The 20,477-nt window shown below is 60.6% G+C and carries 20 protein-coding genes, 1 tRNA gene and 1 pseudogene; 10 read left to right on the forward strand and 12 right to left on the reverse strand.

Annotated elements, in window-relative coordinates:
• Nucleotides 1–203: 203 nt before the first annotated feature.
• Complete coding sequence (cfa, locus tag ACSBQS_RS01240) at nucleotides 204–1,355, forward strand: cyclopropane fatty acyl phospholipid synthase (RefSeq protein WP_108680257.1); 1,152 nt, start codon at nucleotides 204–206, stop codon at nucleotides 1,353–1,355.
• A gap of 112 nt (nucleotides 1,356–1,467) precedes the next feature.
• Here the strand turns inward: cfa and ACSBQS_RS01245 are convergent, their stop codons facing one another.
• The 3 genes from ACSBQS_RS01245 to tesA form a co-directional block, all read right to left on the reverse strand.
• Nucleotides 1,468–2,322, reverse strand: coding sequence for a co-chaperone YbbN (locus tag ACSBQS_RS01245; RefSeq protein WP_033642135.1), 855 nt, complete (start codon nucleotides 2,320–2,322; stop codon nucleotides 1,468–1,470).
• 77 nt (nucleotides 2,323–2,399) lie between these two features.
• A complete protein-coding gene (locus ACSBQS_RS01250) occupies nucleotides 2,400–3,176 on the reverse strand; it encodes an SDR family oxidoreductase (RefSeq protein ID WP_342164254.1) in 777 nt (258 codons plus the stop codon).
• 26 nt (nucleotides 3,177–3,202) lie between these two features.
• A complete protein-coding gene (tesA, locus tag ACSBQS_RS01255) occupies nucleotides 3,203–3,841 on the reverse strand; it encodes a multifunctional acyl-CoA thioesterase I/protease I/lysophospholipase L1 (RefSeq protein WP_162472522.1) in 639 nt (212 codons plus the stop codon).
• Here tesA and ybbA point away from each other — a divergent pair.
• The 3 genes from ybbA (at nucleotide 3,812) to ACSBQS_RS01270 (ending at nucleotide 8,691) form a co-directional block, all read left to right on the forward strand.
• The gene (gene ybbA, locus ACSBQS_RS01260) at nucleotides 3,812–4,498 is read left to right on the forward strand and encodes a putative ABC transporter ATP-binding protein YbbA (RefSeq protein WP_004940192.1); all 687 of its coding nucleotides are present in this window, start codon (nucleotides 3,812–3,814) and stop codon (nucleotides 4,496–4,498) included. The genes tesA and ybbA overlap by 30 nt on opposite strands.
• A complete protein-coding gene (ybbP, locus tag ACSBQS_RS01265) occupies nucleotides 4,495–6,927 on the forward strand; it encodes a putative ABC transporter permease subunit YbbP (protein ID WP_042783823.1) in 2,433 nt (810 codons plus the stop codon). Before ybbA ends, ybbP begins: the two co-directional genes overlap by 4 nt.
• Before the next feature lie 357 nt (nucleotides 6,928–7,284).
• Nucleotides 7,285–8,691 carry a sugar porter family MFS transporter gene (locus ACSBQS_RS01270; protein WP_033642138.1) on the forward strand — a complete coding sequence of 469 codons (1,407 nt, stop codon included), beginning with the start codon at nucleotides 7,285–7,287 and terminating at the stop codon, nucleotides 8,689–8,691.
• A 64-nt stretch (nucleotides 8,692–8,755) separates the two neighbouring features.
• Here the strand turns inward: ACSBQS_RS01270 and purK are convergent, their stop codons facing one another.
• From purK to ppiB, 4 genes are all read right to left on the reverse strand, one after another.
• Nucleotides 8,756–9,823 carry a 5-(carboxyamino)imidazole ribonucleotide synthase gene (gene purK, locus ACSBQS_RS01275; RefSeq protein ID WP_197749686.1) on the reverse strand — a complete coding sequence of 356 codons (1,068 nt, stop codon included), beginning with the start codon at nucleotides 9,821–9,823 and terminating at the stop codon, nucleotides 8,756–8,758.
• Nucleotides 9,820–10,344, reverse strand: a complete 525-nt coding sequence (gene purE, locus ACSBQS_RS01280; protein WP_004940188.1) for a 5-(carboxyamino)imidazole ribonucleotide mutase — start codon at nucleotides 10,342–10,344, stop codon at nucleotides 9,820–9,822. The genes purK and purE overlap by 4 nt, the downstream gene beginning before the upstream one ends.
• Nucleotides 10,345–10,493: 149 nt before the next feature.
• The gene (locus ACSBQS_RS01285; RefSeq protein WP_033642139.1) at nucleotides 10,494–11,216 is read right to left on the reverse strand and encodes a UDP-2,3-diacylglucosamine diphosphatase; all 723 of its coding nucleotides are present in this window, start codon (nucleotides 11,214–11,216) and stop codon (nucleotides 10,494–10,496) included.
• 10 nt (nucleotides 11,217–11,226) lie between these two features.
• On the reverse strand, nucleotides 11,227–11,721 hold the full coding sequence (gene ppiB / locus ACSBQS_RS01290) for a peptidylprolyl isomerase B (RefSeq protein ID WP_016928800.1): 495 nt from the start codon (nucleotides 11,719–11,721) through the stop codon (nucleotides 11,227–11,229).
• 309 nt (nucleotides 11,722–12,030) lie between these two features.
• On the opposite strand from ppiB, the gene cysS reads away from it, so the two are divergent.
• Nucleotides 12,031–13,416 (forward strand): cysteine--tRNA ligase, encoded by a 1,386-nt coding sequence (gene cysS / locus ACSBQS_RS01295; protein WP_197666222.1) that lies wholly within the window; start codon nucleotides 12,031–12,033, stop codon nucleotides 13,414–13,416.
• A gap of 58 nt (nucleotides 13,417–13,474) precedes the next feature.
• On the opposite strand, the gene ybcJ is transcribed toward cysS, so the two are convergent.
• Both ybcJ and folD read right to left on the reverse strand, forming a co-directional pair.
• The gene (gene ybcJ / locus ACSBQS_RS01300) at nucleotides 13,475–13,687 is read right to left on the reverse strand and encodes a ribosome-associated protein YbcJ (RefSeq protein ID WP_033642141.1); all 213 of its coding nucleotides are present in this window, start codon (nucleotides 13,685–13,687) and stop codon (nucleotides 13,475–13,477) included.
• Between the two features lie 10 nt (nucleotides 13,688–13,697).
• Complete coding sequence (gene folD / locus ACSBQS_RS01305) at nucleotides 13,698–14,564, reverse strand: bifunctional methylenetetrahydrofolate dehydrogenase/methenyltetrahydrofolate cyclohydrolase FolD (protein ID WP_004940177.1); 867 nt, start codon at nucleotides 14,562–14,564, stop codon at nucleotides 13,698–13,700.
• Nucleotides 14,565–14,769: 205 nt separating this feature from the next.
• Here folD and ACSBQS_RS01310 point away from each other — a divergent pair, with 205 nt between their 5' ends.
• From ACSBQS_RS01310 to ACSBQS_RS01320, 3 genes are all read left to right on the forward strand, one after another.
• Nucleotides 14,770–14,979, forward strand: a complete 210-nt coding sequence (locus tag ACSBQS_RS01310; protein WP_047572399.1) for a hypothetical protein — start codon at nucleotides 14,770–14,772, stop codon at nucleotides 14,977–14,979.
• A complete protein-coding gene (locus ACSBQS_RS01315; protein WP_342164247.1) occupies nucleotides 14,976–15,284 on the forward strand; it encodes a hypothetical protein in 309 nt (102 codons plus the stop codon). The genes ACSBQS_RS01310 and ACSBQS_RS01315 overlap by 4 nt, the downstream gene beginning before the upstream one ends.
• Before the next feature lie 96 nt (nucleotides 15,285–15,380).
• Nucleotides 15,381–15,457: transfer RNA gene (locus ACSBQS_RS01320), tRNA-Arg, on the forward strand.
• Between the two features lie 24 nt (nucleotides 15,458–15,481).
• Here ACSBQS_RS01320 and ACSBQS_RS01325 read toward each other — a convergent pair.
• Nucleotides 15,482–15,622: pseudogene (locus ACSBQS_RS01325) on the reverse strand (integrase); the annotation flags it as partial.
• Nucleotides 15,623–15,919: 297 nt separating this feature from the next.
• Nucleotides 15,920–16,270 (reverse strand): hypothetical protein, encoded by a 351-nt coding sequence (locus ACSBQS_RS01330; protein ID WP_197666225.1) that lies wholly within the window; start codon nucleotides 16,268–16,270, stop codon nucleotides 15,920–15,922.
• Here ACSBQS_RS01330 and rfaQ point away from each other — a divergent pair.
• Together rfaQ and ACSBQS_RS01340 are read left to right on the forward strand one after the other, a co-directional pair.
• Entirely contained in the window at nucleotides 16,259–17,419 is a 1,161-nt protein-coding gene (rfaQ, locus tag ACSBQS_RS01335) for a putative lipopolysaccharide heptosyltransferase III (RefSeq protein ID WP_434989508.1), read from the forward strand. The genes ACSBQS_RS01330 and rfaQ overlap by 12 nt on opposite strands.
• A 51-nt stretch (nucleotides 17,420–17,470) precedes the next feature.
• Nucleotides 17,471–18,718 carry an O-antigen ligase family protein gene (locus ACSBQS_RS01340; protein WP_050594406.1) on the forward strand — a complete coding sequence of 416 codons (1,248 nt, stop codon included), beginning with the start codon at nucleotides 17,471–17,473 and terminating at the stop codon, nucleotides 18,716–18,718.
• 177 nt (nucleotides 18,719–18,895) lie between these two features.
• On the opposite strand, the gene ACSBQS_RS01345 is transcribed toward ACSBQS_RS01340, so the two are convergent.
• Nucleotides 18,896–20,392, reverse strand: coding sequence for an NCS1 family nucleobase:cation symporter-1 (locus ACSBQS_RS01345; protein WP_033651129.1), 1,497 nt, complete (start codon nucleotides 20,390–20,392; stop codon nucleotides 18,896–18,898).
• Between the last annotated feature and the right edge of the window lie 85 nt (nucleotides 20,393–20,477).

Genomic DNA, 20,477 nt, shown 5'->3' on the forward strand with positions numbered 1-20,477 from the left:
TCTGGAACAGAGTGTTGTCACGACAAGTGTGGCACAGCTGAAAAATAAGTATGCCTAAATGGCATGATTTCAATAATTTTTATTCATTTCATGATGTTGCTCGCCTTGGCTAGAGTAAAAACACCCCCGTGTTTACCGTCAAAAATTTGTCATTTTCATTTGCGACTATGCTTTTTGAAATGACATTTCGGCCAAGGATTGTTATGGATTCGCTCAGTGTTGATGAACTCGCCCAGAAGAACGATCGCTGGTATCGCATTGTGGAGGAGATGTTGGCGGAAGCCGGCGTCGCCATCAACGGCCCGCGTGCCTGGGATATCCGGGTGAATAACCCGGCGCTGTTCAAACGCATTTTGCAGGAAGGCTCGCTCGGCTTCGGCGAAAGCTATATGGACGGCTGGTGGGAGTGCGAACGGCTGGACATGCTGTTCACCCGCATTCTGCAGGCCGGCGTCGATGAACGGCTGCCGAAAAGCCTGAGCGACATCGCGCGCATCGCCTATGCTCGGCTGTTCAATCGCCAATCGCGCAAGCGTGCCTGGCAGGTGGGCAAAGAGCACTACGACATCGGCAACGACCTGTTCCGGGCGATGCTCGATCCTTATATGCAATACTCCTGCGGCTACTGGAAAGAGGCGCAGACGCTGGAGCAGGCGCAGCAGGCCAAGCTCAGGATGATCTGCGAAAAACTGCAGTTGAAACCGGGCATGACGCTGCTGGATATCGGCTGCGGCTGGGGCGGATTGGCGCAGTTTGCGGCGCAAAACTACGGCGTCTCGGTGCACGGCGTGACCATTTCGGCCGAGCAGCAGAAGCTGGCGCAGGAACGCTGCGCCGGGCTGGACGTCGAGATCTTGCTGCAGGATTACCGCGATCTGGATCGTCAGTTTGATCGCATCGTGTCGGTCGGCATGTTCGAGCACGTCGGGCCGAAAAACTACGAGACCTACTTCAGCGTCGCGGCGCGCAACCTGAAGCCCGACGGTCTGTTCCTGCTGCACACTATCGGTTCCAATCAAACCGATCTCAACGTCGACGCCTGGATAGACAAATACATCTTCCCCAACGGCTGCCTGCCTTCGGTGCGGCATATCGCCGAGGCCAGCGAAGGGCGTTTCGTGATGGAGGATTGGCACAACTTTGGCGCCGATTACGATCGCACGCTGATGGCCTGGCTGGAGAATTTCAAACGGGCGTGGCCGGATCTGATGGGCGGTTATTCCGAGCGCTTCGAACGCATGTTCACCTATTACCTGAACGCCTGCGCCGGCGCGTTCCGTTCGCGCAACATTCAGCTGTGGCAGGTGTTGTTCAGCCCGGCGGGCGTGGAGGGCGGGGTGCGGGTCTATCGCTAATCCCCGTCATATTTCAAGCTGGCTGCACGTTCGAGCCCTGGTCGCTTAGTTATCTAAGCGCCCAGGGCTTTTCACATTTGCCGCCTGGATGCAGCTTCAGGTATGACGGATATCAGTACAGCAGGGAGTACAGCTGGCGGCGATATTTAGCGGCCAGCGCGTCGCCGGTGCCGAGCGCGGCCAGAATGTCCATCAGGGTTTTGCGCGCGCTGCCGTTGGCGGCGGCCAGATCTTTCTTCAGATGCCCCATCAGCAGTTCCAGCGCTTCTTCGTTACGCCCGACCTGATGCAGTTGCAGCGCCAGCTGCACCGCCAGTTCGACGTTGTCCGGCTGCTGCTGCACCTGCTGTTGCAGCTGTTGGATTTCCGGCGTGTCCGCCGCCTGCTTCAACAGTTCAATCTGCGCCACCAGACCTTGATAGCGGGTATCGCGATCCTGCAGCGGGATGGTCGCCAGCACCGCTTCAGCGTCTTCGCTGCGGCTGAGCGCGATCTGAGTTTCGGCCAGCGTCAGGCCGATGTCGCTGCGCTGTTGGCTGCTCTGCCAGGCGTCTTTCAGCAGCGGCAGCGCTTCGGCGGCGTTGCCGGCGGCCAGCAGCTCCTGCGCCTGCGCCAGTTTCAGATCTTCTTCCTTCGGCAGGAAACGCTGCAGCAAATCGCGGATCGCTTCTTCCGGCTGCGGGCCCTGGAAGCCGTCGACCGGCTGACCGTCTTTGAACAGGTAGACCGTCGGAATGGAACGCAGCCCGAATTGCGAGGCGATCATCTGTTCGGCGTCGCAGTCCACCTTGGCCAGAATGAACTGACCGGCGTATTCCGCCGCCAGCTTGTCCAGCACCGGCGTGAGCTGCAGGCAGTGTTGGCTGCGCTCGGACCAGAAGTAGAACAGCACCGGTGTGGACATCGATTGTTCCAGCGTCTGGTGCAGGTTAGTTTCGTTAATATCAACAACAGCTTGAGCTAGCATCTTTTTTCTCTCTGATCGTGCGGAGCCATGGGGTGTAGATGGGGGCGCGCCGCCATTCTTCAACCCCGTCGGGCGAATTAAGCGTTGCTGCGCAGCAGCCAATCCAGACAGCGGCCCGGCAAAATGCGGCGCAGCACGCTCATCGCGTGCGCCAGCAGGGTGACCGGATAGCGCAGTTTGGCGCGCGGGCTTTCCAGCGCGTGGCGCAGTTTGGGCAGAATGGCCTCCGGCGGCAGCGTCAGGCGCTTGGCGATGCCGGGATTGTGCACCGGTTTGTCGCTCTGCGCCTGGTTGACGTTCTGGCTAAAGTGGGTGGAGATCGGCCCCGGTTCGATCAGGCTGACCTGAATGCCGCTGCCGTGCAGCTCCATGCGCAGCGCGTCCGACCAGGCTTCCAGCGCGAACTTGCTGGAGGCGTAGGCGCCGCGCCCGGCGCTGGAGACCAGGCCCATCACCGAACTGGTCTGAATGATCCGCCCTTCGCCGTGCGGCAACATCGCCGGCAACAGCAGCTGGGTCAGTTGGTGGGTGCCGAACAGGTTGGTGGCGAATTGCCGTTCCAGCTGGCTGCGCGAAATGCGGCTGAGCGGGCCGTAAACGCCGAAACCGCCGTTATTGAACAGACCGTACAGTCGGCCGTCGGTCAGCGCGATCACCTCGGCGGCGGCGCGCTCGACGTTGGCGCTGTCGTCCAGATCCAGCTCGATGCCTTCCAGCCCGAGCTGGCGCATGTTTTCCACGTCCTGCGGCTTGCGGCAGGCGGCCAGCACCCGGTAGCCGCGGTTGCGCAGATCCTGCGCCGCAATCAAGCCAATCCCGCTGGAACAGCCGGTTATCAATACCGCTTTTTGCATAACTTTACCTAGTGTACGACCCTAATTTAGTGAGACTCATGCTTTACTAGAGGCTCCAGGCGCTCCGCCATCCAGGTGGCGATAAACGGCTGGGCGTCCCCATTGGGGTGCAATCCGTCATCCTGCATCCATTCCGGCTTCACCACCACCTGTTCCATATAGAACGGCAGCAGCGGAATGTTGAACTGCTTGGCCAGTGCCGGGTAGACGGCGCCGAACGCTTCAGTATAGCGGCGGCCGTAGTTCGGCGGGATGCGGATCTGCATCAGCAGCGGCTGCGCGCCGGCCTGCTGCACCAACGTGATGATTTGGCCGAGATCGCGCTGTACGTCCTGCGCCGGGAAGCCGCGCAGGCCGTCGTTGGCGCCCAGCTCGATCAGCACCCAGCGCGGCTGATGCTGTTTCAGCAGCGCGGGCAGACGCGCCAGCCCCTGCGCGGCGGTGTCGCCGCTGATGCTGGCGTTGACCAGCTGCGGCGCACCCGGTTTTTTCTGCCACTGTTCGGCCAACAGCGTCGGCCACGCCCGCTCGATCGGCAGGCGGTAACCGGCGCTTAAACTGTCGCCTAAAATCAACAAGGTATCGGCGGCGGCAGCGCGTAAACTGAATAATCCCAACAGCAAAAGGAAGGGAAGATGCCAGCGGAAAACGTTCTTGAAGTTCATCATCTTAGTAAACACGTTGGTCAGGGTGAGCATCAGCTCACCATCCTTACCGGAGTCGAGCTGCTTGTCAAACCCGCGCAGACGATCGCCCTGATCGGCGAATCCGGATCGGGGAAATCGACCTTGCTGGGTATTTTGGCCGGGCTGGATGACGGCAGCGAAGGCGAGGTACGCTTGCTCGGCGAGTCGCTGACCGCGCTGGACGAAGAGGGGCGCGCCGCGCTGCGCGCCAGGAATGTCGGTTTCGTGTTTCAGTCGTTCATGCTGGTGCCGACGCTGAACGCGCTGGAGAACGTGCAACTGCCGGCGCTGTTGCGCGGCGAGAGCGACAGACAGAGCCGCGAGCAGGCGGTGCAGCTGCTCGAGCAGTTGGGGCTGGGGAAACGGCTCGATCACCTGCCGGCGCAGCTGTCCGGCGGCGAGCAGCAGCGCGTGGCGCTGGCGCGCGCCTTCAGCGGCCGACCGCGGGTGCTGTTCGCCGATGAACCGACCGGCAACCTCGATCGTCAGACCGGCGATCGCATCGCCGACCTGCTGTTTTCCCTCAACCGCGATTTTGACACCACCCTGATCCTGGTGACCCATGACGAAACCCTGGCGGCGCGCTGCCAGCGGCGGCTGCGGCTGCGCGAAGGCAAGCTGTGGGAGGAAGCATGATCTGGCGCTGGTTCTGGCGCGAATGGCGCTCGCCGTCGCTGCTGATCGTGTGGCTGGCGCTGACGCTCTCCGTCGCCTGCGTGCTGGCGCTGGGCAGCATCAGCGATCGCATGGACAAAGGGCTCAGCCAGCAGAGCCGCGATTTCATCGCCGGCGATCGGGTGCTGCGCAGCGCGCATCCGGTGCCGGAAGGCTGGCTGCTGGACGCGCAGCAACAAGGGCTGAAGGTGAGCCGTCAGCTGTCGTTCACCACCATGACCTATGCCGGCGATCGGCCGCAGCTGGCGGACGTGAAAGCCACCGATTTGGCCTATCCGCTGTACGGCAAGCTGGAAACGCGCCCGGCCAACATCCAGCCCGAACCGGGCAGCGTGCTGGTGGCGCCGCGTTTGCTGGCGCTGCTGAACGTGAAAGTGGGGGATTCGCTGGAGGTGGGCGACACCACGCTGCGCATCGCCGGTGAAATCATTCAGGAGCCGGACGCCGGCTTCAACCCGTTCCAGACCGCGCCGCGCATCATGATCAACCTGGCGGACGTCGATAAGACCGGCGCGGTGCAGCCGGGCAGTCGCCTGACCTACCGCTACATGTTCGCCGGCGCCGAGCCGGATATTCAACGTTACGAAGAACGGCTGACGCCGCAGTTGACGCCGGATCAGCGCTGGTTCGGGCTGCAGGAGTCCGGCAGCGCGCTCGGCAAGTCGCTGCAGCGCTCCCAACAGTTCCTGCTGTTGTCGGCCCTGCTGACGCTGCTGTTGTCGATCGCCGCCGTGGCGGTGGCGATGAGCCACTATTGCCGCAGCCGCTACGATCTGATCGCGGTGCTGAAAACCCTTGGCGCCGGGCGCGGTGCGCTGCGCAAATTGATCGTCGGCCAGTGGCTGGCGGTGATGGCGCTGGCGGCGGTGTGCGGCGGGGCGATCGGGCTGGCGTTCGAGGCGCTGTTGATTCGCCTGCTGAAGCCGGTGTTGCCGGCCGCGTTGCCCGCCGCCGGCGTTTGGCCGTGGCTGTGGGCGCTCGGCGCGCTGGTACTGATTTCGCTGCTGGTCGGGTTGCGGCCGTATCGCCAGTTGCTGGCCACCCAGCCGCTGCGGGTGCTGCGTCGCGATGTGGCGGCCAACGTCTGGCCGCTGCGCTACTTCCTGCCGGTGACGGCGGCGATCGTGGTCGCGTTATTGGTGTTGCTGATGGGAGCCAGCACGTTGCTGTGGGCGATCCTGGCGGGCATGGCGGTACTGGCGCTGCTGCTGGGCGGTATAGGGTGGGGCAGCCTGCTGCTGCTGCGCCGCATCACGCTCAAGAGCCTGGCGCTGCGGCTGGCGGTCAACCGCCTGCTGCATCAACCGTGGGTGACCATCAGCCAGTTGGCGGCGTTCTCGCTGTCGTTCATGCTGCTGGCGCTGCTGTTGGTGCTGCGCGGCGATCTGCTCGAACGCTGGCAGCAACAGCTGCCGCCGGACAGCCCGAACTATTTCCTGCTCAACATGACCGAGGCGCAGGTGCCGCAGGTGAAAACTTTCCTGCAGCAGCACCAGATCAAACCGGAAACCTATTACCCGATCGTCCGGGTGCGCCTGACCGAGATAAACCAGCAGGTGGCGACCGAACGGGTGCATGAAGACGATCCGGGCGGTGAGGCGGTGAACCGTGAGCTGAACCTGACCTGGCTGGCCGAACTGCCGGATCACAATCCGTTGGTGGCGGGCAATTGGCCGCCGAAAAGCGGCGAGGTTTCAATGGATGAAGGCATCGCCGGGCGGCTGAAGATCAAGCTGGGCGACACGCTGACCTTCAGCGGCGATACCCAGGCGTTCAGCGCCAAAGTCACCAGCCTGCGCCAGGTGGATTGGGAAAGCCTGAAGCCGAACTTTTACTTTATCTTCCCGCCGGGCGCGCTGGACGGCCAGCCGCAGACCTGGCTCACCAGCTTCCGCTACGACGGCGAGGGCCGGATGTTGACCCAGCTCAACCGCCAGTTCCCAACGCTCAGCCTGCTGGACATCGGCGCGATCCTGAAACAGGTCGGCGGCGTGCTGCAACAGGTCAGCCGCGCGCTGGAGGTGATGGTGGTGCTGGTGGTGCTGTGCGGCGGCCTGCTGCTGCTGGCGCAGGTGCAGGTCGGCATGCGTCAGCGGCGGCAGGAGCTGGTGGTCTATCGCACGCTGGGCGCCGGTAAACGGCTGCTGCGCCGCACGCTGTGGTGCGAGTTTGCCCTGCTGGGGCTGGTGGCGGGCATCGCGGCGGCGGTGGGGGCCGAGGCGGCGCTGTGGCTGCTACAAAGCCGGGTGTTCGACTTCCCGTGGACGCCGACGCCGGTGCTGTGGTGGGCGCTGCCGCTGGCCAGCGCGCTGCTGCTGTCGCTGTGCGGCGGCTGGCTGGGCGTGCGCTTGCTGCGCGGCCGGGCGCTGTTCCGCAGTTATGATGGCTGATCTGGCGATCGCAGGCCCGTTGCCGCCAAGCGTGGCCGGGCCTGCCGATTTTCTTTCGCGCGTCACTGGCGCAATTCCTCTTCATGCCCATTCATTGTGAAATCGATTACATTTATGTCATATCGATACGTTTGCCATTGGTCATCGGTGTAGCGGATAGTTGGCCGACTTCGCCTATTTTACGCATTGATTTAGAGGGTTACGCATGGATTAAGTGAATTCATCCGCCATAAAAAGCGACCTAAAAAGATTCAATGGAATGTAACCGTTTTCACTAATGTGATCGCACTCACTTATCTCCGACGCATTGCCTCCTATCATGTCGCACACTGATGACCGTTTTCTCTTGGAGGCTGTATGAGCGATACCGTCAAAGTGACACCGGCGGAGAAAAGCCCGACTCATGTCGGCATGACTTTTTTCGTCTGTTTTTTAGCCGCCTTGGCCGGCCTGCTGTTCGGTCTTGATATCGGCGTGATCGCCGGCGCCCTGCCGTTTATTACCGACACTTTTCAGATCACCAGCTCTCAGCAGGAGTGGGTGGTCAGCTCAATGATGTTTGGCGCCGCCGTCGGCGCCATCGGCAGCGGCTGGATGAACTTCCGGCTGGGGCGCAAATACAGTTTGATGATCGGCGCAATCCTCTTCGTGGCGGGATCGCTGTGTTCTGCGTTCGCTCCCAACGTGGAGGTGTTGATCGTTTCACGTATTCTGCTGGGATTGGCGGTGGGGATCGCTTCTTATACCGCGCCGATTTATCTTTCTGAAATCGCGCCGGAGAAAATCCGCGGCAGTATGATCTCGATGTATCAATTGATGATCACCATCGGCATTCTGGCCGCTTACCTGTCTGATACGGCATTCAGCTATACCGGCGCCTGGCGCTGGATGTTGGGCGTCATCACCATCCCGGCCGGGCTGTTGTTGGTCGGCGTGTTCTTTTTGCCTGACAGCCCGCGGTGGTTGGCCTCGCGTAATCGCCATGAGCAAGCGCGTCAGGTGTTGGAGAAGCTGCGCGACAGCAGTGCCCAGGCGCAGTATGAGCTGAATGAAATTCGTGAAAGCCTCAAACTGAAGCAAAGCGGTTGGGCGTTGTTCAAAGGCAATAAAAATTTCCGCCGCGCGGTTTTCCTTGGCATTCTTCTCCAGGTAATGCAGCAGTTCACCGGGATGAACGTCACCATGTATTACGCGCCGAAGATTTTCGGTCTGGCGGGCTTCGCCAGTACGGAACAGCAGATGTGGGGCACGGTGATCGTCGGTCTGGTCAACGTGCTGGCCACCTTTATCGCTATTGGGCTGGTTGACCGCTGGGGCCGCAAGCCCACTTTGATCCTTGGGTTTATCGTGATGGCCGTCGGCATGGGGGCGCTGGGCACCATGATGAACATCGGCATGAACTCGGCGGCGGAGCAATATTTCGCCATCGTCATGCTGCTGATGTTTATCGTCGGCTTTGCCATGAGCGCCGGCCCGCTGATTTGGGTGCTGTGCTCAGAGATCCAGCCATTGAAAGGCCGCGATTTCGGCATCACCTGTTCCACCGCCACTAACTGGATAGCCAATATGATCGTGGGGGCGACGTTCCTGACCATGCTGAATTCGTTGGGAAGCGCTCACACCTTTTGGGTTTACGCGGGGCTTAACGTGCTGTTTGTTTTCATCACGCTGGCGCTCATCCCGGAAACCAAAAATATTTCACTGGAACACATTGAGCGCAATCTGATGGCCGGCAAACCGTTGCGTAATATCGGCTCGCGTTGATCTTTGCGGCAATAAAAAAGGTTCAGCCTGGGCTGAACCTTCTTCTTTTCGGCGGTGTAAACCGTTAAGCCAGCTTCTGCTGTGCCCAGGCCAGCCCGCTTTGGTATTCGCCCGGCAGCAGCGGCGTCAGCGCCTGCAGCGCTTGACGCAGATCGGCGGCGCTCGGGTCGTTCAGATTGAGGTGGCCGACCTTGCGGCCCGGGCGAACCTCTTTCTCATACCAGTGCAGATGCACCAGCGGCAGCGACAGCCACTGTTCGTTGACGGCGGTGCCGATCAGGTTGACCATCACCGACGGTGTGCTCACCACCGGCTGCGGCAGCGGCAGGCCGAGGATGGCGCGCAGGTGCAGCTCGAACTGGCTGATGGATGCGCCGTTTTGCGTCCAGTGGCCGCTGTTGTGCACGCGCGGCGCCAGTTCGTTGATCAACAGCCGATCGCCGACGATAAAGCACTCCATCGCCATCACGCCGACGTAGTTCAGCTCGTTCAGGATCGCCGCCAGCATCTGCTCGGCCTGTTGCTGCAGCGCCGGATTGGGCTGCGGCAGCGCCACGCTGGCGCGCAGGATGCCGTCTTCATGCAGGTTGTGGGTCAGCGGGTAGAAGACCGAACGGCCGTCGTGGCCGCGCGCGCCCACCAGCGACACTTCGCCGGAGAAATTGATGCCTTGCTCGACGATGCACTCGCCATAGGCATCGGCCGGCAGTTCGGCTTCCTGCCCCGGACGCAGGCGCCACTGGCCGCGGCCGTCATAGCCGCCGACCCGGCGTTTGACGATCGCCAGCTCGCCCAGCGCAGCGAACACCTGCGGCCATTCGGCGGCGCTCGCCAGCAGCTGCCACGGCGCGGTCGCCAGGCCGAGTTGATCGAGCAGCTGCTTTTGCGTCAGGCGATCCGCCAAACGCGGGAAGATGTCGCGGTTGACGAAGGCGCTGTGAGTCGCCAGTTCGCGCGTCAGCGCGGTTTCCGGCCAGCGTTCAATCTCGGCGGTAATGACGCTGTTCTGATACGGCACCGCCTCGGGTTCGGCATCGATGCCGACAGGGTAGACGGCGATGCCCAGCGGTTCGCCGGCCTGGCGCAGCATGCGCCCCAGCTGACCGTTGCCCAATACGCAAACCGGCTTCATGCGTCCTCCCGCGGATCGGGGTGGTTCAAAACGTCTTCAGTCTGCGCCTGACGCCAGTCCGCCAAACGCTGCGCGAGCGCGGCGTCGTGCAGCGCCAGGATCTGCATCGCCAGCAGCCCGGCGTTGGCGGCGCCGGCTTTGCCGATCGCCAGCGTCCCCACCGGAATGCCGCGCGGCATCTGCACGATGGAGTAGAGGCTGTCCACGCCGCTCAGCGCGGCGCTTTGCACCGGCACACCCAGCACCGGCACCAGCGTTTTCGCCGCCAGCATGCCCGGCAGATGCGCGGCACCGCCGGCGCCGGCGATGATCACGTCAAAGCCGTTGGCGGCAGCCTGCTCGGCGAAGCTGAACAGCTTGTCCGGCGTGCGGTGAGCGGAAACGACTTCGACATGGAAGGGGACATCGAGCTGGGTCAGGACTTCGGCGGCGAACTGCATGGTGGCCCAGTCACTTTTCGATCCCATTACAATTGCGATTTTAGCCCCGGCATTGGCGGCTGAAGCGGCGTTGGCTCCCATGGGTGTAAGGCTCCTGTGATTTGTCTGGCGTCGGCTGAGGGCCGAATGAGGGCGTAGAGCATACCATGAGCGCACGGCGAGGAAAACGGTTGCGTCGCCGGTTTTCACCGGCGAAAGCGCGAATTTTCACCCGCGCGCCAGTGCGGAACTCAGAACGGGAATTGGATCAGCTCGACGGCGTCGGCGCTGACTTTGATCATCGATCCTTCGACGTGCCAGGCGCCCAGCACCGCGCGATGGGCTTCGCCGTTGCTCAACGCCAGCCGATGCACCGCCGGGCGATGGGTATGGCCGTGGATCATCCAGTGCACATCGTGGCGCAGCATGGTTTGCTCGACCGCCTGCGGGTTGACGTCCATGATGGCATCCGACTTGTACTGGTTGGATTGCTGGCTGCGGGCGCGCATCTTGGCGGCGATCTTCAGTCGCCAGCGCAGCGGCAGCGCGAGGAACAGTTTTTGAATCAGCGGGTTGTGCACTTTACGGCGGAATTGCTGATAGGCTTGATCGTCGGTGCACAGGGTGTCGCCGTGCAGGATCAGGATCCTGCGGCCGTACAGCTCCAGCACTTTTTCTTCCGGCAGCAGCTGCATGCCGCTGGCGCGGGCGAAGCGCTTGCCGAGCAGAAAATCGCGGTTGCCGTGGATGAAATAGCAGGGCACGCCGGCCTGTTGCAGCGCTTTCAGCGCCGCGGCGATCTCCGCGTGCAGCGGCTCGGGATCGTCGTCGCCGATCCAGGCTTCAAACAGGTCGCCGAGGATGTACAGCGCGTCGGCGTGCACCGCTTCGCGCCGTAAAAAACGCAGAAAACCGGCAGTGATTGCCGGTTCCTGTGCGCACAAGTGCAGATCTGCGATGAACAGCGTACTCATGCAGCCGCGATTACTCGCTGACGGTCACGCTGTTGATCACCACGTCTTCTACCGGTACGTCCTGGTGCATGCCGCTGCGGCCGGTTTTCACGCCTTTGATCTTGTTGACCACGTCCATGCCTTCAACCACTTCAGCAAACACGCAGTAGCCCCAGCCCTGCACGTTTTCGCCGCGGAAGTTCAGGAAGTCGTTGTCAGCCACGTTGATGAAGAACTGTGCGGTGGCGGAGTGCGGATCGTTGGTGCGCGCCATTGCCAGGGTGCCGATGGTGTTTTTCAAACCGTTGTTGGCTTCGTTCTTGATGGCCGCGTTGGTCGCTTTCTGGTTCATGCCCGGCTCGAAACCGCCGCCCTGGATCATGAAGCCGTTGATCACACGGTGGAAGATGGTGTTGTCGTAGAAACCGGCGCGGCAGTAGTTCAGGAAGTTTTCAACGGTAACCGGCGCTTTGTCAGCAAAGGTCTTGATAACGATATCGCCGTGATTGGTGTGGAAAGTAACCATAGTTTTAATCCTAACAAGGTGAAGTGAGACGTCACGTAAAGCGAGTGAACATTCAGACCGCCCTTATAACATATCCGCCCCAGCGAGTCAGCAGCGGCTCAACCGCGCACTGTCTGTGGTAATTGTATTTGTGTTATATTATAACATTTGCGCCGGCCGGCGAATTTTGCGCTTTTTCTTCGCGTGAAGTCAGCAAAGCATGGCCTTAACCTTGCAATAGATCAGGCTTCAGGTTTCAATACGCTACCGGGCGTTAAACCTGAAGCCCGGTTATCTTTTTTGTTATCACGCACACCACGGAATCTCCCGATGCTAAAGATTTTTAATACCCTGAGTCGTCAAAAAGAGGAATTCAAACCCATTCATGCCGGGAAAGTGGGCATGTACGTGTGCGGGGTAACCATCTATGACCTGTGTCACATCGGCCACGGTCGTACCTTTGTCGCTTTCGACGTGGTGGCGCGTTACCTGCGCTATCTCGGCTATTCGCTGAACTACGTGCGCAACGTCACCGACGTGGACGACAAAATCATCCGCCGCGCGGCGGAAAATCATGAGACCTGCGACCAGCTGACCGAACGCATGCTGGCGGAAATGCATGCCGACTTCGACGCGTTGCTGATCGATCGCCCGGACAGCGAACCGCGCGCGACCCAACACATCGCCGAGATCATTGAGATCACCCAGCGCCTGATCGATCGCGATCACGCCTATGTGGCCAGTAACGGCGACGTGATGTTCTCCATCGACAGCGATCCGCAGTACGGGCTGCTGTCGCGCCAGGATCTGGAGCAGCTGCAGGCCGGCGCGCGCGTGGAGATCGACGACGTTAAGCGCAACCCGATGGACTTCGTGCTGTGGAAAATGTCCAAGCCGGGCGAGCCGAGCTGGCAGTCGCCTTGGGGGCCGGGCCGTCCGGGCTGGCACATCGAATGCTCCGCCATGAACTGCAAACAGCTGGGTACCCACTTCGACATTCACGGCGGCGGTTCCGATCTGATGTTCCCGCACCACGAGAACGAGATCGCGCAGTCGAGCTGCGCCCACGACGGCCCATACGTCAATTACTGGATGCACTCCGGCATGGTGATGATCGATAAGGAGAAGATGTCCAAATCGCTGGATAACTTCTTCACCATTCGCGACGTGCTCGGCCATTACGATGCGGAGACGGTGCGTTACTTCCTGATGTCCGGCCACTATCGCAGCCAGCTGAACTACAGTGAAGAGAATCTCAAGCAGGCGCGCACCGCGCTGGAGCGCCTCTATACCGCGCTGCGCGGCACCGACGCCAATGCCGCGCCGGCCGGCGGCGAGGCGTTCGAAGCCCGCTTCCGCGAAGCGATGGACGACGACTTCAACACCCCGGAAGCCTACTCGGCGCTGTTCGATCTGGCGCGCGAGGTTAACCGCCTGAAGGGGGAAGACATGGCGGCGGCCAGCGGCATGGCGGCGGAACTGCGCAAGCTGGCGAACGTGCTTGGCCTGCTGCAGCAGGAGCCGGAGCAGTTCCTGCAAGGGGGCGCACAGGTTGACGACGGCGAAGTGGCGGAGATCGAAGCGCTGATCAAACAGCGTAACGAAGCGCGCGCCGCCAAGGACTGGGCGCTGGCGGATGCCGCGCGTGATCGCTTGAACGAGATGCACATCGTGCTGGAAGACGGCCCGCAGGGCACCACCTGGCGCCGTAAGTAATCCGGCAGAAGGAAACAAAAAAGGCGCTGAATTCAGCGCCTTTTTCTATGGCTGCGGGTTAGGGTTTAACCATGACCTTGCCGCCGCCGAACTCCACCACCTGATCGGCGACGATCTTGCAGCGCTTGCGGGTTTCGACCTTACCGTCGACTTTCACCTGCCCTTCGGCGATGACTTCTTTGGCGGCGCCGCCGCTTTCACACCAGCCCTGGAACTTCAGCAGATCGCACAGTTCGACATGGGGATGATTGTCCAGATTGAAAATTTCCATACTGCCTTACTTATTTAGGTTGAACGTCGTGATATTCCTCGCAGGCTTGCAAGGTATTTTGGATCAGTGTAGCCACGGTCATCGGGCCAACGCCACCCGGCACCGGGGTGATGTAGGCGGCGCGCTCGCTGGCGGCGTCGAAATCGACGTCGCCGACCACTTTACCGCTTTCCAGGCGGTTGATGCCGACGTCCACTACGATGGCGCCCGGTTTGATCCAGTCGCCCGGAATGAAGCCCGGTTTGCCGACCGCCACCACCAGCAGATCGGCGTTCTCGACGTGATGACGCAGATTCTTGGTGAAGCGGTGGGTGACGGTGGTGGTGCAGCCGGCCAGCAGCAGCTCCATGCTCATCGGGCGGCCGACGATGTTGGACGCGCCGACCACCACGGCGTTCAGGCCGTAGGTATCGATGTTATAACGCTCCAGCAGGGTGACGATGCCGCGCGGCGTGCATGGGCGCAGCTTGGGCGCGCGCTGGCACAGGCGGCCGACGTTGTACGGGTGGAAGCCGTCGACGTCTTTGTCCGGATGGATGCGTTCCAGCACCTTGACGTTATCGATGCCGGCCGGCAACGGCAGCTGCACCAGAATGCCGTCGATTTCCTCATCGGCGTTCAGCTGGTCGATCAACGCCAGCAGCTCGGCTTCACTGGTGGCAGCGGGCAGGTCGTAGGAGCGGGAGAGGAAGCCGACTTCATCGCAGGCGCGGCGCTTGCTGGCGACGTAAATTTGCGAAGCCGGATTCTCGCCGACCAGCACAACCGCCAGCCCTGGCGCGCGCTTACCGGCCGCCAGACGTTGTTTCACTTGCTCAGCCACTTCGTTTCTAACCTGCTGCGCAATCGTTTTACCATCAATAATCTTTGCTGACATCAGTGTGGAAATCCATCAATTAAGAAAAGCGGGGATGCCGCTATTCTGTCAGAAGCTGAGCGCGCTGTCAGGCGCAGAATCACCCTCGCCGCCGTTGGCGAGACCGATTTACGCTTTTTTTATGCCGGCTTCAGGAACCTCTACGCCATTTTTACCGGCATTTGCATACGCTGGGGCCATACACAGGGCGAAAGAGGGCAGGATCATGAGAGCGATAACCCGGCTTTATCCGTTGCATCATCAGCCTGATCGGCAACCGGCGCAGCCTAAGCACGTTGGCGAGACGGTGTTCGATTCTTCGCTGCATCCGGCGGACAGTGAGCAACTCACCGCGCTGCATCAGCTTTGTCAGCACCAGGCGACGCCGTCGTGGCGGGCGCGCCTGAGCGCCCTGTGGCGGAAGCTGTGCGCATGAACGGCTGCGCATGGGTAGGGTACGCGCTATTGCTGGCTTGGGCGCCGTGGAGCCAGGCTTCTTTAAACAGCGCACGCCCTGACTCCGCTCTGGGGAAAAGAGGGGAGGCGACCTGCAACATGCAGGTGGTTGAGCATGCCGATTGGGGCGACATTACGGCGGTCGTTCAGTCCGTGCGCCTTTGCCTGCGGCGGGGCGATGGGCGGCAAGGGGGTGAGCGCACGCCAGGCGATACCGCTGTCGGCCTGGCGCAACGCAGCATAGCGCGGGCCGCCGCACGGGCGCTGGCGGAAAAAACGCCATAAAGCACCGTCGCCGCCGTAACGTCATGAAAAGGCATTGACTCGCTAACCTCTGACCGTATAATCGCAACCCGCAACCACAGGTTGCCGCATCTCAATGCGCCCTTAGCTCAGTTGGATAGAGCAACGGCCTTCTAAGCCGTAGGTCATAGGTTCGAATCCTATAGGGCGTGCCATTAAGTATCAATGAGTTACGCCTTTCATCCCGTCTTTCCGATTTCATCATGGGACAGATTTGGGACTAAACCTCCGAAAATCGCATCAATTTGCCTCGCATGCTCAGTGAGATGGTTCGGTGTAAGGTGAGCGTATCGCTGTACCATTTCTATGCTCACCCAGCCGGTCTATTCTCCAAAGCTCAGCTTTTCGACGGTCGTGCAATTTCTGCGCTTGGCGAGTGATTAGGTATCCGGTCGCGGCGCCGCTGTTCCACCGGTGAAAACTCCTATTTCTCCCTCCCACGTTTATTCGCTAACGATGGTTCACTTCCCGCACCGGGCTCTCCGGTCGGGGAGTGAGTTCAGCACGCGCCGCACGGTGCAGCAATAAAAGACATTAATAACCTCAATAGGTTAGGAATTTTCTCGGTAACCCTGCAATTTGTAAAGGATTGATCGTTTTCAACGATCGGTAAGATCTTATTGATCTGCACAACCAATTATCTTTGCTGCACGGTCGCCGTTAAGATCGGGCAGGATATTATTCGGCGGTAACTCTTTATTCATCCGGTGAATACCACGTAGCGCTCGACAATTTATCAGGATAAAACCCCCGTACTCAGCCATGACGAGAACGTCTGCTAATTGCCCGCTTTCCCGCGATAACGAGATTGACGGTTCAGGGAGCACGGCAGAGAGAACGGCGTTTTCTCCCTGCAGCCTTCTCGGATTTTCGAACCGTGGCGCAGCGCTATTTTTATCCTCACGGACTCTTTCGGCCCTGCAGCGGCCTTTTGTATTTTTCTGAGGCGACGAACCATGAATGCCCATCGCACCACCGGCAAACGCCCCGCATCCCCGCTGGCCACACTCCCCGATCGCCGGGTGCCCAATGCGCTTTTGCACCGGGATAGCGTGCAACGCATTCTCGTCATCAAGCTGCGCCACTTTGGCGACGTCCTGCTGATGACGCCGGTGCTCAGCACATTGCGCGTCAACTACCCCAATGCGTTGATCGATGTGCTGGTCTATGACGGCACCGAGGCGATGCTGGCCGGCAGTCAGGATGTTTATCTGGCCTTTACCGTGGATCGAGAGCTCAAGCGCCAAGGGCTGAAAGCGCAATACCGCGGCGAATATGCGTTATGGAACAGCCTGCGGACCGGCCATTACGATCTGGTGATCAACCTCTCCGATCAGTGGCGGGCAGCGTTGTACTGCCGTTTTCTCAAACCGACCTTCAGTCTGGGGTTTCGCTACCCCAAACGCGACAATCGACTCTGGCGGGCCAGCCATTCGCTACTGGTCGACGTTGCCGGCCCGGCGCAGCACACCGTGCTGAATAATCTCAGCATTCTGGCGCCACTGGCCTTGCCCACGACAATCACGCAGGTGACGCAAGCCTGGCGGCAATCTGATGTGGATGACGTTGACCGGCTCAGTCGACGCCATCACCTGACCGATTTTGTGCTGATACAGCCGACCGCACGCTGGGCTTTCAAGACCTGGACGGTGGACGGATTCAGCGCCGTGATTAACTACCTGACCGCCCAGGGCAGAACGGTGGTGCTCACCGGCGGACGCACGCAAGATGAAGCCGCCATGATAAGCGCCATTATGGCCCGCTGCCTGTTACCGCGGCGGGTGATTAATCTGGCCGGGCGTCTGGAGCTGCCGGAGCTCGCGGTGTTGATTGACCGGGCGCGGCTGTTTATCGGGGTCGATTCGGTGCCGATGCACATGGCCGCCGCGCTGAATACGCCCTCGGTGGTGCTGTTCGGACCCAGCGACCTCGCGCGATGGTCCCCGTGGCAGGCGCCCCACACGTTGCTGTGGGCCGGAGACTATCGTCCGCTGCCCGCCCCGGAAGCCGTTGACACCAACACCTGCGAGCGTTACCTCGCGGCCATCCCGGCCGGCGATGTGATACAGGCGGTTAACAGGCAACTGGCATCCCTCGTCGGGTCTGCGCAGCGTTAATCCTGCGCGGCCTTCCACCGTGTTTTTTCTCTTATCAATGAGTACGTCACGATGCTATTCAACTCAGCAGTTTCCTCGTCGATACAGACGCCCCTTCAGCAACGGTTGTTTGCATTTACCGCCTTTTTGCTGGGAGCCTCCCTCCCGACCTCCAATCCCCTGATGAATATCTCACTGGGGCTGGTTGTCGTCTGTCTGCTCTGGCTGCGCGATATCCGGCCGTGGGCTGCACTGGTTTGTCATCCCCTGGTCTGGTTGCCGGCCCTGATATTTGCGCTGCTGGCGTTGTCATTGCTGACGCATGCTCACGCCTACGGCCCCAAAATGGTCGGCAAATACCAAAAATTGCTGTATGTCCTGCCGCTGGCGCTGTTCTTTCTGGCCGACTCGCGGCTGATGACGCAATTTGTCCGCGGCTTTTTGTGGGCCAATGCCGCGATATTGGCCATCAGCTTCATGAGCGGGCTTGGCCATGTCACATTGGGCGGGCTGAACCCCGACAACCCTACGGTGTTTAAGCTGCAAATCACCCAAAACGTGTTTATGGCGCTGGCGGCGCTGGTCTGGTTGTCGCGTGCTTTTGCCTGTAGCGGAAAACGGCGCTGGGGGTATGCGGGACTGGTGTTGTTGGCGACGGTTAATGTTCTGCTGATGGTGCAGGGGCGTACCGGGTATGTGGCATTGGCCGTTGGCATGGGTATCTGGTTATTGCTTACCCTCCGGCGCAAGCAGCAAGTGGCCGTGCTCGCCTGCGGCATACTGGCTGTCGTGATGCTGGTCATGACCCCCAATCGCGCCATGGAGCGCCTGACGCTGGGCGTCCAGCAAATTCAGGGGTGCGTTTTCGCCCCGGCCCAAACGGCTTATGCGGCCTGCGACAACTCCATGGGGCAACGCACCGCCTTCGCCCGCGAAGCCCTGCGACTGATAAAGCAATCCCCGCTGCTGGGCAACGGCGCCGGCAGCTTTTGGTACGGCAATCCATCCACCGGCTATGGCGTGCATAATCCGCACAATGAATACCTGTTGGAAACGGTGCAGAGCGGTTTGCTGGGATTGATGGTGTTCCTCACCTGGATGTGGAGTTGCTACCGCGTCGCCTGGCGCTTGCCGCCGGCGCGCCGAAATCTGTTCGTTGCGGTGCTCAGCAGCTACATGGCCTGCCATCTGTTCAATTCATTCCTGCTGGACTCGTCCGAAGGGCACCTGTTTGTCATTATCGCCGCCTTGCTGGCCGGGCTTTCCCTCACCACTCCGCCGTCTCTTCATGCAGACTTGCCTCAACCCCAGATGCGATAGGGGGTTGAAGTGCTTCGAAAATACGCGCTTGATCGCGGCGCTCAGCGCTCCTCCGCGCATCGGTGAAAAGCCAGCGGCCGACTGGTTCGCTCACAACGGCCGCCCCGGCGTTAACGCCGAGGCGGCACGGTTGCGGATGGCTTTTTTCCCTTCCGACGCAGTTTGCTGTGGGCGGAATTACTCTTTTTGCGCCATCACCTTCGCCCGGAACGCCGGACCGGCCACGGCGGTGCGCTCATCGCGGGCCAGCCAGCGGTAGGCGGTCGCGCCGAGGAAGACGCCGATAAACCAGCTGAAGTTGGCCACTTGGTGCAGGGCCGGAATAAAGCTGATGATCAGGCCAATGGCCACCGACGGCAGCAGCGCGGCAATGGCTTTCGGGTTAAAACCGTTGCGGTACCAGTATTTGCCTTTCGGGGTGTCATCAAACAGATCGTCCACGGATACCTGGCCGCGTTTGATCAGATAAAAATCGGCGATCAGGATGCCGAACAACGGGCCAATAAAGGCGCCCAGCACGTCGAGGGTGTAGTGGATAAGCTCCGGCGAATTAAACAAATTCCACGGCGTCAGCAGAATCGACCCAACGGCGGCAATCATCCCGCCGGTGCGGAAGCTGATTTTCTGCGGCGAACAGTTCGAAAAGTCAAAGGCCGGCGAGACGAAGTTGGCCACGATATTGATGCCAATGGTGGCGGTGATCATCGTCAGCAGGCCAATGGCGACCGCCAGATCGTTTCCAATGCGGCTGACGGTTTCAATCGGGTCGGTGATCATGTGGCCAAACAGCGATTGTGTGCCGGAAACAATCACTACGGTGACGATGGAGAACAGCAGGAAGTTGAACGGCAGGCCCCAGCGGTTGCCGCGGCGGATCTCGCCCATGTTTTTGCCGTAGCGGGAGAAATCGCCGAAGTTGAGCAGCGGCCCGGAGAAGTAGGAGACCACCAGCGCGGTGGCGGTGATCATTTGCCAGGTCTGCTCCCCGGCGGTCAGCGATTTGCTGGCCAGGGTAAAGGAAATCCCGTCAAAACCGGTCTTGTATACAATCCAGCCCGCCAGCGCCAGCATCACCACATAGACTGCCGGCCCGGCGATATCGATGAAGCGCTTAATGGCGTTCATGCCGTGCCAAAAGACCATCGCCTGCAGCAGCCACATGGTGGCGAAGCATAGCCAGCCCAGGAGCGACAGGCCGAGGAAGCCGGTTCCGGTGAGCGTGGACAGCGACGGCCAGAACTTGAGCAGCACCAGCATCAGGGCGTTGGCCGCAAGGTAGGTCTGGATCCCATACCAGGCGAAAGCGATAAGCCCGCGGATCACCGCCGGGATATTGGCGCCAAAGACGCCAAACGCCTGGCGGCAGATGACCGCATAGGGCACGCCGGCCATTTGGCTTGGCTTCGCCACCAGGTTGGCGCACAGCTGTACGATGCAAATGCCGATCAGCAGGCAGAGCAGCACCTGCCAACTGGCCAACCCAAGCGTGAAGAAGCTCGCCGCGACCACATAGCCCCCCATGCTGTGCACGTCCGACATCCAGAATGAAAAAATGTTGTACCAGCTCCAGTTTTGGTCGCGCGTCGGCGCGAGATCTTCATTACACAGTCGCGGGCTGTAGCCGGCGGTCGCGTCTTTGGCCGAAACCTGATGCATGTGTGTTGAATGTGGCATGAAACCTGCTCCTCTTGTTATGTGGATTGCTGAGGCTATTGCAGGATCCAGGCCACAATGGCTGATTTTGCATACAGAAACCGAG

Source organism: Serratia sp. H402Y (assembly GCF_051172415.1).
Classification (GTDB): Bacteria; Pseudomonadota; Gammaproteobacteria; order Enterobacterales; family Enterobacteriaceae; genus Serratia; species Serratia ureilytica.